The organism is Sporichthya sp., assembly GCF_013815995.1.
Taxonomy (GTDB): domain Bacteria; phylum Actinomycetota; class Actinomycetes; order Sporichthyales; family Sporichthyaceae; genus Sporichthya.
In genome coordinates, this window is record NZ_JACDFE010000005.1 from 1 (window position 1) to 11,373 (window position 11,373).

The following is an 11,373-nucleotide window of genomic DNA, read 5'->3' on the forward strand; positions in this document are numbered from 1 at the left end:
GCCTGGACCGCAGCGACGCGGCCGGCACCCCCAGCGTGCTGCAGGGCCGGGCCGACCGCGGCGCCGAGCGCTCGGCCGTCGCGGACAAGCGCGCCCAGCGTCCTCACCAGGCCAGGCAGGCCAAGCACCGGGGCCACTCAGACGTCTACCTCGTCCGGTCCGGCGACACCCTGAGCTCGATCGCGTCGCGTTTCGGCCTGACCTGGCCGGAGCTGTACCGGCACAACCGGCAGGTCGTGGGGGCGAACCCTAACCGGCTGATGCCGGGGATGAAGCTCCAGGTCTGACGGTTTGTCACGGGTTGCCCGGTGATCATCCGCCACGCTCAGATGATCACCGGGTAAAACCTCTACTTGAGGGTTAGTCCGCTGCCTAGTGTCGCGGCGTGGCCACACACCTGCTCCGCCTCGCCGCCGGTCTGGCCCTCGCCATCGCCGGCACCGGTCTCGTCCCCACCTACGCCGCCAGCTCCGACACCTGGGACCGTCTCGCGCAGTGCGAGAGCGGCAAGCGCTGGACCATCAACACCGGCAACGGCTACTACGGCGGCCTCCAGTTCTCGGCCGGCACCTGGCGGGCCTACGGCGGCGAGCAGTTCGCGCCTCAGGCCCACCGGGCGACCCGCGAGCAGCAGATCACCGTCGCCGAGCGCCTGCTCGCCGACCGCGGCTGGGGTCCCTGGCCCGCCTGCTCGGCCAAGCTCAAGCTGACCGCAACCGACGCCCTGGGCAGCCCGTTCCCCAGCGTGCCCGCGCCGACGCCCGCTCCTACCGACCCGGCGAGGCCGCCCGTCGCGCCCGCTCCCACGCCACCCACCGCCGATGCCGCGACCGTGCTCGCCGCGGCCGAGCGCAAGGCGACGAACACCGCGACGAAGGCAGCCCGCAAGCAGGCCGAGGCCGACTCCGCCAAGGCGAAGACCGATCGCGCCGTCCGCAACGCCCGCAAGGCCCCGCCCGAGCAGTGGGCCGCCCGGGCCCCGAAGGTGACGCGACTGCAGAACGCGGCCATCGCTGCGGCCGAGGTCGCCACGAAGGCCAAAGCCGACGCCGACCGGGCCGACCGCAAGCTGCGCGACGCCCGGGCAGCGGCGGGGGTCACGGGGTGAGGCGTTCGCGCATCCATGCCGATGCGCGCATGGATGCGCGGTCTGCACGACACGCCGTCGAACCCCCGCGCATCCATGCCTGAGCGGTCATGGATGCGCGAACCGGACCGCGCCGCCCTCAGCCGGAAGCGAGGTGCAGGCGCTCGCGGGGAGCGAGGCGGGCGACGTAGCGGCCCGCGTCGAACTTCAGCTCCAGATCGAGGCCGAAGCAGGCGGTGAGGTTGGCCGAGGTCAGCGCACGCTGCAACGGGCCGGCGACGACCACCTTGCCCTCGCGCAGCATCAGCACGTGGGTCATGCCCGCCGGGATCTCCTCGACGTGGTGCGTGACCATGATCATCGCCGGGGACGCGGGATCGAGCGCGAGGTTCGACAGCCGGCGGACCAGGTCCTCGCGGCCGCCGAGGTCCAGGCCGGCGGCCGGCTCGTCGAGCAGGACGAGTTCGGGGTCCGGCATCATCGCCCGCGCGATCTGCACCCGCTTGCGCTCACCCTCGGACAACGTCCCGTAGGTGCGCTCGGCCAGGTGCGCCGCGCCGAGCGCGCGGAGCAGGATGTCGGCGCGCTGGGCGTCGAGGTCGGTGTACTTCTCGCGCCACCGCCCGACCATGCCGTAGGACGCGGTCAGCACGACGTCGCGGACGATCTCGTTGCGCGGCAGCCGGTCCGCCAGCGACGCACTCGCCAGCCCGACCCGGGTGCGCAGCTCGGAGACGTCGGTCTCCCCCAGCGCTTCCCCGAGAATCGCGGCCCAGCCCGAGCTCGGGTAGAGCTGCCCGGCAATCACCTGAAGCAGTGTCGTCTTGCCCGCGCCGTTGGGGCCGAGCACGATCCAGCGCTCGCCCTCGGCGATCTCCCAGGTGACGTCGTCCAGCAGGTGCTTGGTACCGCGGCGGACGACGACCTCGGCGAGGTCCAGCACCAGCGTCATGCCCTCAAGCTACGCGACCGCGGTGGCCCGCGACCCGCACAACGCACCGTGGACCGATGTGGGCCTCCGCACCGCGGGTCAGCGCTTACGCTTTCCCGATGGACGGCGTGCTCCGCTCAGGGCGATTCGTGGCCTGGGGCAATGCCGTGCTCGCCGGCCTGGTCAGCCCCGACACCGCCGCCGAGCGCATCACCGGGCGGGACTGTCACCGAGTGCTCGGCCTGGCCGGACTGGACGAGAGCACGCTGCCGGTGATCCTGGCCCGGCTGCGTACCACCGGCGTCACCGGTCTGCGCCTGGTCCTCCCTGTCCCCGGTGATCTGCTGGGCCTTCCGGGACCGTCGGAGTTCAACGTCGACGCCCTCGCGGCCGGCGAGGCGGTCCTGCTCGACGGCGCGGAGGCCTGGGGCCTGATTCCTGCAGTGCTCGAGGAGAACCCGGACGACTGCCCGGGGATCTCGGTGCACTGGCACGCCGCGCGGGTGAATACGGCCCCGATCGATCTGCCCTCGCTGAGCGAGGCCGAGCGCGAACTCGCCGAGACCATGCGCGCCGCCACCGATGCCCTCGATGCCCTCGACGTGGCCCGGTGGCGGCCCGAGGCCGCCGACAAGATCTCCGCGATACGCTCCGGCAACGGCGCGGACGTCCTCGCCCCCGGCTATCCCCAACGCGCGCACCGGGTGCTGGCGCTGGCGCAGCGGGTGGCGGCGATCACCGCGCTGGCCGTCGACGACGACGGCGCTGCCTTCAACCTGCACGGCATGACCGGGCGCGACGCCGAATTGCGGCCCCTGGCCCGCGCGGCCCGCCGCGCGCAGATGGCGGCCTACAACGCGATGATCGAGTCCCGGGTCTGACGGTTCGTCAGTTTCACCCCGGTGCGCGCGCGGCGACGGCCCACGATCAAGGTTGAGGCTGGAGTGACAACCTGCCGGTGGCGATCGCCTCACACGTCTCAACCTTGATCCTCAGCCGACGCCGCCGATCGTGCCACCGGTGGAGATGTCGTGCGCACCGCGATCAGCGGATCAGGCTCGCGTAGAGCTCGTGGGTGCGGTGCGCGATCTCGGTCCAGGAGAACTGCGAGACCGCCCGCTCCCGGCCGGCCTTGCCCATCGCGCCGGCCCGCGCCTGGTCGCCCAGCAGGGAATTGACCGCCGCGGCGATGTCGGCGGCGAAGGCGTTCGGGTCGCGGGGGGTGCCGGTGCCGTCGTCCACCTGGTCGATCGGGACCAGGATCCCGGTCTCGCCGTCGGCGACCACCTCGGGGATGCCGCCGGTAGCGGTGGCCACGACCGCGGTCTCGCAGGCCATCGCCTCCAGGTTCACGATGCCCATCGGCTCGTAGACCGACGGGCACACGAACACCGAGGCGTGAGAGATCAGCTGCACCAGCTCCGGCCGCGGCAGGACGTCGGAGATCCAGCGCACCCCACCGCGGTCGGCCTTGAGCCCGTCGACCAGCCGGGCCACCTCGTCGGCGATCTGCGGGGTGTCCGGGGCGCTGGCACACAGCACGAGCTGGGCGTCGGGGTCGAAGTCACGGGCCGCGTGGAGCAGGTGCGGCAGACCTTTCTGCCGGGTGATCCGTCCGACGAACAACACGATCGGCCGGTCCGCGTCGATCCCGTGACGACGCATCAGTTCCGGGTTGAGGTCCGGGTGGTACTCCTCGGTGTCGATGCCGTTGTGCACCACCTGGACCTTGTCCGGGTCCACGTCGGGATAGCAGCGCAGCACGTCCGCGCGCATCCCGGCCGAAACCGCGATGACGGCGTCCGCGGCCTCGAGCGCGGTCCGCTCCACCCAGCGGGAGAGCTCGTAGCCGCCGCCGAGCTGCTCGGACTTCCAGGGCCGCAGCGGCTCCAGGGAGTGCGTGGTCATCACGTGCGGGACGCCGTGCAGCAACTTGGCGACGTGGCCGGCCATGTTGGCGTACCAGGTGTGCGAGTGCACCAGGTCCGCGCCCTCGCAGCCGGCCGCGATCTCCAGGTCGACCCCGAGCACCCCGAGGGCGGCGTTGGCCGTCTCCAGCCCGCCCGGCACCCGGTAGGCGGACACCCCGTCGCCGTCGCGGGGACCGCCGAAACAGCGCACCCGCACGTCGGTGAGCCGGCGCAGCTCGCGCGCCAGGTACTCGACGTGGACGCCGGCGCCGCCGTAGACCTCCGGGGGGTACTCCCGGGTGAGCAGATCGACCCGCATGGCGCTGACGCTACTAGGGCCCGGTGGGGGCTCCGGTCGAGGCCCGGAACTGGGCCCGGAGGAACTCGATCGTCCGGTCCATCGACTCGGACCAGCGGGAGTAGAGGGTGTGGCTCTCGCCGTCGTAGGTGATCAGTTCACTGTCCGCGACGACAGCCCGGCCCAGAACTCCGGCGCCTCCTGCGGGGTGCCGTAGTCGCGGTAGCTGTCGTCGGCGGCCGCCGGCCGGCTGTTGCGGGTGAAGTGCTCGAGGTTCTCGGCCAGCAGCGAACTCACCGACGCGTAGATCACGCGGCGTCCACGAGGCCGGGGTAGGCCACCAGCGCATTCAGGGTGACGCCGCCGCCCATCGAGCGTCCGAGCATCGCCATCCGGTCCGGGTCGACGTACGGCTCGCCTTCGAGGGCGAGCACCGCGTGGATGGTGTCGCGGGTGTAGCCGAGGCGGCTCTCGCGGTCGAAGGCGTCGACGGGTTCGTCCGAGGTCGCGTGCCCGCGGTAGGCGGTGTGCAGGACGACGAAACCCGCGTGGGCCAGCAGGACGCCCGAGATCGTCAGATCTCCGGCCTCGTAGGTGACCCGGGAGCGGGTGTAGTCGTCGGTGCGGGACTCCACCGACACCTGCCGAATCCGGCTCGCCGGGAACTGCTCGCGCATCAGGACGAGGAGCGAGCGCTCGTCGGTCACCGGGGGCAGGTCCGCGGCGAGGGTCGCGGTCGGAGTCGCCGAGGAGCTGCCCGGCGCCGCGGGGGAAGGCGCGCCACCGGCTCCCGCGTCGTCCTCGGAACTGCAGGCGGCCGGCACGGCCAACAGCCCCGCGCAGATCCCGGCCACCAGCATCCGCCGCACCCGCAGGACGCTGACGCTACTAGCGCCTCACGGGATTCTGGAGGGGACTAACCTCACGACCATGGCGTCACCCCGGGTTCTCGCGATCGTCCTCGCCGGCGGCGAGGGCAAGCGCCTGATGCCCCTGACCGGGGACCGGGCCAAGCCCGCGGTTCCCTTCGGCGGGATCTACCGACTGGTCGACTTCGTGTTGTCCAACCTGGTCAACGGCGGCTACCTCAAGATCGTCGTGCTGACCCAGTACAAGAACCACAGCCTGGACCGGCACATCTCCCGGACCTGGCGGATGTCGGCAATGCTCGGCAACTACGTCACCCCGGTGCCCGCGCAACAGCGCCGTGGCCCGCACTGGTTCGCCGGCTCGGCCGATGCGATCTTCCAGAACCTCAACCTCATCGACGACGAACAGCCCGAGCACGTGATCGTCTTCGGCGCCGACCACATCTACCGGATGGATCCCCGGCAGATGGTGGCCCAGCACATCGCGTCCGGGCAGGGCGTCACCGTGGCCGCGGTGCGCCAGCCGCGCAGTCTCGCCGACCAGTTCGGCGTGATCCGCACCGACGCGGCGGGCGAACGGATCACCGAGTTCCTGGAGAAGCCGACCGAGATCGCGGGGCTGCCGGACTCCCCCGAGGAGATCTTCGCCTCGATGGGCAACTACGTCTTCAAGACCTCGACGCTGGTCCGCGCCGTTACCGAGGACGCGATGGATCCGACCAGCCGGCACGACCTCGGCGGCAACATCATCCCGAGGCTGGTCTCACAGGGGCAGGCCGACGTCTACGACTTCTCCCGCAACGAGGTGCCCGGGCCGGCCGGGCGGGAGTTCGGCTACTGGCGCGACGTCGGGACGCTGGACGCGTTCTACGAGGCCCACATGGACCTCATCTCGGCCAACCCCGCGTTCAACCTCTACAACCGCGAATGGCCGATCTACACCCTGCAGGACCCGTGGCCGCCGGCCCGCTTCGTGGGTGGGACCGAAGGCGTCACCGGGCACGCGGTGGAATCGATGATCTCCGGCGGCGTGCAGATCGCCGGTGCGGTCGAGCGGTCGGTGCTCTCCCCCGGGGTCTCGGTCGGCCGCAACGCCCGCATCGAGGGTTGCGTGCTGCTGGACGGGGTGAAGATCGGTCAGGACGCGCTGGTCCGCAACGCCATCCTCGACAAGAACTCGGTCGTGCCGGACGGCTTCCAACTCGGCGTGAACGACAAGGACGTCGACCTCAAGCGGGTGACGATCACCGAGGAAGGCATTCGGGTGGTCGCGAAGGGCACCAGCCTCGAGTTCGGCTGATCGGGGACCGATAAGGGAGGTAGGCACCGCTTGGTGCCGCCCTCAACATAGGTTAGCCTTACCTAATGGACTGGATGGATCTCCTGCCGGACTGCCCGCACTGCGGGGCCCCGGCCGAGCCGATCGCCTGGCACGAGGCCAGCTCGCTCCTCCGCGCCGGACAGGCCCGTCTACAGTGCCTCGTCGGGCACTGGAGCCTGGCTTCCTGAGTTGACGTTCAGGCCCGGGCGGATCGCGACGTAGACCGTGTTGGTCGCCTCCCGGACCCTATCCAGGCCCCGCTAGCGTGGTCCCCGATGGCCACCGACCGCACCCTGCTCGTGACGATCACCGGACGGGACCGGCCCGGCGTCACCGCCGCCGTGTTCGACGCCCTCGCTGGTGCCGGCGTTTCCGGCGATGTGCAGGTGGTCGACGTCGAACAGGTGGTGATCCGGGGGCGCCTCGTCCTCGGCGTGCTGGTCGCGCCCGGGACCGAGGAGGCCGGCCTGCGGGCGGCAGTGGCCCAGGCCGCCCACGGCCTCGGGATGGACGTCGAGATCGCCTCCGGCACCGGCGACAACCTCCCCCGACGCGAGGGCCGCCTGCACGTCACCGTGCTCGGGCACCCGCTGCGCACCGCCGCGATGGCCGGGGTCGCGGCGCGGATCGCGGAGTGCGGCGCCAACATCGACCGGATCATGCGCCTGTCCCGCCAGCCGGTGACCAGCCTGGAGCTCGACATCTCCGGCGCCCAGGACACCGAGGCGCTGCGGATCGCGCTCGCCGCCGAGGCCTCGGCCCGCGGCGTGGACATCGCCGTGCATCCCGCCGGGCTGCACCGGCGCGGCAAGCGCCTGGTGGTGATGGACGTCGATTCCACGCTGATCCAGGGCGAGGTGATCGAACTGCTGGCCGCGCACGCCGGGTGCGAGCCCGAGGTCGCGCGGATCACCGAGGCCGCGATGCGCGGGGAACTGGACTTCGAACAGTCCCTGCGTGCCCGGGTTGCCCTGCTGGCCGGGCTCGACGCCTCGGTCATCGACGAGGTGCGGGCCGCGGTCCGGCTCACCCCGGGCGCCCGGACGCTGATCCGCACGCTCAAGCGGCTCGACCACGAGGTCGCGATCGTCTCCGGCGGGTTCACCCAGATCACCGACGGCCTGGTCGACGAGCTCGGCCTGGACTACTCGGCGGCGAACACCCTGGAGATCGTCGACGGAAAGCTGACCGGCGACGTCGTCGGCCCCGTGGTCGACCGCGCTTTCAAGGCCCGCGCCCTGGAGCAGTTCGCGGTGTTGGCCGGGGTGCCGTTGGCCCAGACCGTCGCGATCGGGGACGGCGCCAACGACCTGGACATGCTCGCCAAGGCCGGGCTCGGGGTGGCCTTCAACGCCAAGCCGTTGGTCCGTCGGCAGGCCCAGGCCGCGCTCAACGTGCCGTACCTGGACGCGCTGCTGTTCCTGCTCGGCATCTCCCGCGAGGAGGTCGAGGCGGCCGACGCCGGCGATCCCTCCTTCGCCGACACCGGCTCGATCCGCCTGCGCTGAACCACTAGGCGTGACACGCTTTGTGGTTCAGACCCGCAGGCGCTCCCGCAGGAATTCGATCGAGCGGTCCATCGACTCCGCCCACGTGGCGTAGAAGGCATGGTCCTCACCGGGCCACCTGATCAACTCGCTGTCCACCCCCGCCTGGGCGAGCCGCTGCTGGGTCGCGGTGGACCAGCGGTACGGACAGGTCCCGTCCTCGCTGCCGTGGTTGAGCTGGATCGGCTCGGTGATCCGGTCGAAGTAGGTCCGCGCCGAGAGCCCGGCGTAAAACTCCGGCGAGAGCTCGGGCAGCCCGAAGGCGTTGTAGAAGTCCTTGGCGATCTGCGGTCGGCTGGGGCGGGTGAAGTGCTCGACGTTCTCCACGAACTCGGAACTGACGGAGGAGTAGATCACCGCGGCCTGCACCAGGCCGGGATACACCACCAGCGCGTTGAGGGTGACGGCGCCGCCCATCGAGCGGCCGAACATCGCCATCCGCTCCGGATCGACGTAGGACTCCTGCTTCAGCGCAAGCACGGCGTTGATGCTGTCCTCGGTGTAGCCGATCCGGGACTCCCGGTCGAAGGCGTCCTCCGGGGCATCCGAGTCCGCGTGCCCGCGGTAGTCGGTGTGGAGGACGACGAACCCGGCCCGAACGAGGCGCTCCTGCTCGCGACGCAGCCCCTGACCGTTGACGTAGATCGACGGGTCGATGTAGCCGTGATTGAGCACGATGCCGGGGAACGGCCCCTCGCCGCGCGGCCGCAGCAGCATCCCGGAGATCGTCAGATTCCCGCTGCGGTAGCTGACCCGGGAGCGGATGAACTCGGCGTTGCGGCCGAGTTCCGACACCACCCGGAGCCGGGCGGGGACAAACTTCTCCCGCATCAGCGCGGGCAGCGAGAGTTCGTCGGTGACCTCGGGCAACCCCGCGGTCGCGATCGGCGCCGACGTGGGCGAGGCGGACACCGGCACGGAGCGGTCCGGCTGGAGCCCCGGCTCCGCGCCGTCGCCCGTGCAGGCGATCAGCCCGGCCAGGAGCGCCGCGCAGAGGACGGCGCGCAGGTGGAGCATCCGTGGATCAGCCGCGGGCGACGGCGTATTCGGCGAGCTTGGCGTCGGACTCCGCCAGCTCCGACCACGTGCCCGGGATCTCCAGCACGGCCAGGCCGGCGGTGGCCAGGTGTTCGTGGGCCTGCCGGACCAGCGCCTCCGGACCGGAGCCGATCAGCCCCAGCACCAGGTAATGCAGGCCGGGGTTGTGCCCGATCACCAGCAGCGTCTTCACCTCGTCCGGGGTCTCCCGGAGCAGCCCCATCAGGTCGGGCACCTCGGCGTGGTAGGCCGTGCGCTCGTAGCTGGTGGGGATCCCGTCCTCGAGCTCGGTAGCGGCCAGCACCCAGGTTTCCTTGGCCCGGGTGGCGGTCGAGCAGAGCGTGAGGTCCGGGGCGTACTTGTTCTCGGCCAGCCAGCGACCGGCTGCGATGGCATCGCCCCGCCCGCGCGAGGTCAGCTGGCGCTCGTGGTCCGTGGAGCTTCCGCGTTCGGCCTTGGCGTGGCGGAGGATGACCAGGCGGCGCTTCACCCGTTCTTCGCCGCCCAGGTCGCGACCATCACCAGGGCGAAGAAGAAGATCACCATCGTGCCCAGCACGACCACGACCTGCCGCCCGCTCCGGGCCGGCAGGGGGTCCCCGGGGCGTCCGAGACGCGGCGGTGCCGTCGCCGGTCCCGGAGGGAGAGGTCCGTCGTCCATCGCGTCAGTTAATCACGCCCGCCGACCAGTACCCGCCTCAGCCGCCCATGGCGTGAACGCCGCCGTCGACGTGCACGATCTCCCCGGTCGTCGCCGGGAACCAGTCGGAGAGCAGCGCGACGCAGGCCTGGGCGGCCGGCACCGGGTCGTTGAGGTCCCACCCGATCGGCGCACGGGCCTCCCAGACCGCTTCGAAGTCGGAGAACCCGGGGATCGACTTGGCCGCCATGGTGCGGATCGGTCCGGCCGCAACCAGGTTCGACCGCACCCCCTCCGGACCCAGGTGCTTGGCCAGGTAGCGCGAGCAGGACTCCAGGCCGGCCTTGGCCACGCCCATCCAGTCGTATTTGGGCCAGGCGACGGTCGCGTCGAAGGTCAGCCCGACGACCGAGGCACCGGAGGCCGGGAACAGGGGCTTGGCCGCCATCGCCAGCGCCTTGTAGGAGTAGGTGGAGACGTGTACCGCGGTGGCCACGTCCTCCCACGCGGTGCTGAGGAAGTTGCCGCCGAGGGCGGCTTCCGGCGCGAACCCGATCGAGTGCACGACGCCGTCCAGGCGGTCGAAGCCGGCGGCGCGAACGTTGTCCGCCAACGCAGCCAGGTGCTCGGTGTTGGTGACGTCGAGTTCGATCACCTCGGCGGGCTTGGGCAGCCGGCCGGCGATCCGTCCGGTCAGGCGTAGCACCCGGCCGTAGGAGGTCAGCAGGACCTGCGCGCCCTCCTCCTGCGCCAGACGCGCGACGTGGAAGGCGATCGAGGCGTCGGTGAGGACGCCGGTGACCAGGATCTGCTTGCCGTCGAGCAGCGCCATGTTTCCCTCTCGTTCTGACGGATAGTCAGGCATTTAGTGGCCCATACCGAGGCCGCCGTCGACCGGGATGACCGCTCCGGTGATGTACGCGGCATCCGGCCCGGCCAGGAACACGCAGACCCCGGCGATCTCCTCGACCTGGCCGTACCGGGTCAGCGGCACCGAGCCGAGGATCTGCTTCTGCCGGTCCTCGGTCAGCTCGGCGGTCATCGCGGTCTCGATGAACCCGGGCGCGACCACGTTCGCGGTGATGCCGCGGGAGCCGAGCTCACGGGCCATCGAGCGCGCCATGCCGATGAGGCCGGACTTCGAGGCCGCGTAGTTGACCTGCCCAGGCGAGCCGAGCAGCCCGACCACCGAGGAGATGAAGATGATCCGGCCCTTGCGCTGCCGCAACATCGACTTCGAGGCCCGCTTGGCGACCCGGAAGGAGCCGGTCAGGTTGGTGTCGATGACCGAGGCGAAATCGTCCTCGCTCATCCGCAGCAGCAAGGTGTCCTTGGTGATGCCGGCGTTCGCGACCACGATCTCGACCGGACCGTGCGCCTCTTCGGCCTGCGCGAACGCCGCGTCGACGGCGGCGCCGTCAGTGACGTCGCACACCACGCCGAGCACCCCCTTGGGCAGCTCGCCGGAACGGTAGGTGACGGCGACCTTGTCCCCGTTGGCGACGAATGCCTCCGCGATCGCCCGGCCGATCCCCCGGTTTCCCCCGGTCACCAGCACGGAACGGCTCACGGAAACTCCTCGAACTTGGGGGGCGGCGTTCACCGGAAACGCTATCGGGACCCGGACTTTCTGGTCCGAACCGGGCCGACCCCCTGCCGGATCGCGGGCCGAACTCGTCCTTTCGGGCAAACCTGGGGGACGTTGGTCCTGATGTGGGCGCATCCGGTATCGC

15 protein-coding genes are annotated in these 11,373 nt (G+C 71.1%); 6 read left to right on the forward strand and 9 right to left on the reverse strand.

Annotated elements, in window-relative coordinates; genetic code table 11:
- A partial coding sequence (locus tag H0X00_RS01190) for a LysM domain-containing protein (protein WP_293766737.1) occupies positions 1-287 on the forward strand: 287 nt, incomplete at its 5' end.
- 98 nt (positions 288-385) lie between these two features.
- A complete protein-coding gene (locus H0X00_RS01195) occupies positions 386-1,108 on the forward strand; it encodes a transglycosylase family protein (RefSeq protein ID WP_293766739.1) in 723 nt (240 codons plus the stop codon).
- Positions 1,109-1,226: 118 nt separating this feature from the next.
- On the opposite strand, the gene H0X00_RS01200 is transcribed toward H0X00_RS01195, so the two are convergent.
- Positions 1,227-2,039 carry an ABC transporter ATP-binding protein gene (locus H0X00_RS01200; protein WP_293766741.1) on the reverse strand — a complete coding sequence of 271 codons (813 nt, stop codon included), beginning with the start codon at positions 2,037-2,039 and terminating at the stop codon, positions 1,227-1,229.
- Between the two features lie 98 nt (positions 2,040-2,137).
- Between H0X00_RS01200 and H0X00_RS01205 the strand changes: the two genes are divergently transcribed.
- Positions 2,138-2,899, forward strand: a complete 762-nt coding sequence (locus tag H0X00_RS01205; protein ID WP_293766744.1) for a hypothetical protein — start codon at positions 2,138-2,140, stop codon at positions 2,897-2,899.
- A 163-nt stretch (positions 2,900-3,062) separates the two neighbouring features.
- Here the strand turns inward: H0X00_RS01205 and glgA are convergent, their stop codons facing one another.
- The 3 genes from glgA to H0X00_RS01220 form a co-directional block, all read right to left on the reverse strand.
- Positions 3,063-4,247, reverse strand: coding sequence for a glycogen synthase (gene glgA, locus H0X00_RS01210; protein ID WP_293766746.1), 1,185 nt, complete (start codon positions 4,245-4,247; stop codon positions 3,063-3,065).
- 132 nt (positions 4,248-4,379) lie between these two features.
- The gene (locus H0X00_RS01215) at positions 4,380-4,538 is read right to left on the reverse strand and encodes a hypothetical protein (protein WP_293766748.1); all 159 of its coding nucleotides are present in this window, start codon (positions 4,536-4,538) and stop codon (positions 4,380-4,382) included.
- Positions 4,535-5,086 carry a prolyl oligopeptidase family serine peptidase gene (locus H0X00_RS01220; RefSeq protein ID WP_293766837.1) on the reverse strand — a complete coding sequence of 184 codons (552 nt, stop codon included), beginning with the start codon at positions 5,084-5,086 and terminating at the stop codon, positions 4,535-4,537. The genes H0X00_RS01215 and H0X00_RS01220 overlap by 4 nt, the downstream gene beginning before the upstream one ends.
- A gap of 70 nt (positions 5,087-5,156) precedes the next feature.
- Here H0X00_RS01220 and glgC point away from each other — a divergent pair, with 70 nt between their 5' ends.
- The 3 genes from glgC to serB all read left to right on the forward strand — a co-directional run bounded on the left by glgC (position 5,157) and on the right by serB (position 7,924).
- Complete coding sequence (gene glgC, locus H0X00_RS01225; protein WP_293766750.1) at positions 5,157-6,395, forward strand: glucose-1-phosphate adenylyltransferase; 1,239 nt, start codon at positions 5,157-5,159, stop codon at positions 6,393-6,395.
- Between the two features lie 65 nt (positions 6,396-6,460).
- Positions 6,461-6,604 (forward strand): hypothetical protein, encoded by a 144-nt coding sequence (locus H0X00_RS01230; protein ID WP_293766752.1) that lies wholly within the window; start codon positions 6,461-6,463, stop codon positions 6,602-6,604.
- Between the two features lie 87 nt (positions 6,605-6,691).
- The gene (gene serB / locus H0X00_RS01235; RefSeq protein WP_293766755.1) at positions 6,692-7,924 is read left to right on the forward strand and encodes a phosphoserine phosphatase SerB; all 1,233 of its coding nucleotides are present in this window, start codon (positions 6,692-6,694) and stop codon (positions 7,922-7,924) included.
- A gap of 27 nt (positions 7,925-7,951) precedes the next feature.
- Here the strand turns inward: serB and H0X00_RS01240 are convergent, their stop codons facing one another.
- Genes H0X00_RS01240 through fabG form a run of 5 tightly spaced genes read right to left on the reverse strand, consistent with a single transcriptional unit; the run spans position 7,952 to position 11,210 of the window.
- A complete protein-coding gene (locus H0X00_RS01240; protein ID WP_293766757.1) occupies positions 7,952-8,980 on the reverse strand; it encodes an alpha/beta fold hydrolase in 1,029 nt (342 codons plus the stop codon).
- A gap of 7 nt (positions 8,981-8,987) precedes the next feature.
- Positions 8,988-9,491, reverse strand: a complete 504-nt coding sequence (locus tag H0X00_RS01245; RefSeq protein WP_293766759.1) for a histidine phosphatase family protein — start codon at positions 9,489-9,491, stop codon at positions 8,988-8,990.
- A complete protein-coding gene (locus H0X00_RS01250; RefSeq protein ID WP_293766762.1) occupies positions 9,488-9,661 on the reverse strand; it encodes a hypothetical protein in 174 nt (57 codons plus the stop codon). Before H0X00_RS01250 ends, H0X00_RS01245 begins: the two co-directional genes overlap by 4 nt.
- A 37-nt stretch (positions 9,662-9,698) precedes the next feature.
- The gene (gene fabI, locus H0X00_RS01255; protein WP_293766764.1) at positions 9,699-10,472 is read right to left on the reverse strand and encodes an enoyl-ACP reductase FabI; all 774 of its coding nucleotides are present in this window, start codon (positions 10,470-10,472) and stop codon (positions 9,699-9,701) included.
- 33 nt (positions 10,473-10,505) lie between these two features.
- Positions 10,506-11,210, reverse strand: a complete 705-nt coding sequence (gene fabG / locus H0X00_RS01260; RefSeq protein ID WP_293766766.1) for a 3-oxoacyl-[acyl-carrier-protein] reductase — start codon at positions 11,208-11,210, stop codon at positions 10,506-10,508.
- Positions 11,211-11,373: the final 163 nt, after the last annotated feature.

Excerpts from the sequence above, each read along its gene's own strand:
- H0X00_RS01200 (WP_293766741.1), bottom strand. The coding sequence starts at position 2,039 with ATGACGCTGGTGCTGGACCTCGCCGAGGTCGTCGTCCGCCGCGGTACC.
- H0X00_RS01205 (WP_293766744.1), top strand. The coding sequence starts at position 2,138 with ATGGACGGCGTGCTCCGCTCAGGGCGATTCGTGGCCTGGGGCAATGCC.
- glgA (WP_293766746.1), bottom strand. The coding sequence starts at position 4,247 with ATGCGGGTCGATCTGCTCACCCGGGAGTACCCCCCGGAGGTCTACGGC.
- H0X00_RS01220 (WP_293766837.1), bottom strand. The coding sequence starts at position 5,086 with ATGCTGGTGGCCGGGATCTGCGCGGGGCTGTTGGCCGTGCCGGCCGCC.
- glgC (WP_293766750.1), top strand. The coding sequence starts at position 5,157 with ATGGCGTCACCCCGGGTTCTCGCGATCGTCCTCGCCGGCGGCGAGGGC.
- H0X00_RS01230 (WP_293766752.1), top strand. The coding sequence starts at position 6,461 with ATGGACTGGATGGATCTCCTGCCGGACTGCCCGCACTGCGGGGCCCCG.
- serB (WP_293766755.1), top strand. The coding sequence starts at position 6,692 with ATGGCCACCGACCGCACCCTGCTCGTGACGATCACCGGACGGGACCGG.
- H0X00_RS01240 (WP_293766757.1), bottom strand. The coding sequence starts at position 8,980 with ATGCTCCACCTGCGCGCCGTCCTCTGCGCGGCGCTCCTGGCCGGGCTG.
- H0X00_RS01250 (WP_293766762.1), bottom strand. The coding sequence starts at position 9,661 with ATGGACGACGGACCTCTCCCTCCGGGACCGGCGACGGCACCGCCGCGT.
- fabI (WP_293766764.1), bottom strand. The coding sequence starts at position 10,472 with ATGGCGCTGCTCGACGGCAAGCAGATCCTGGTCACCGGCGTCCTCACC.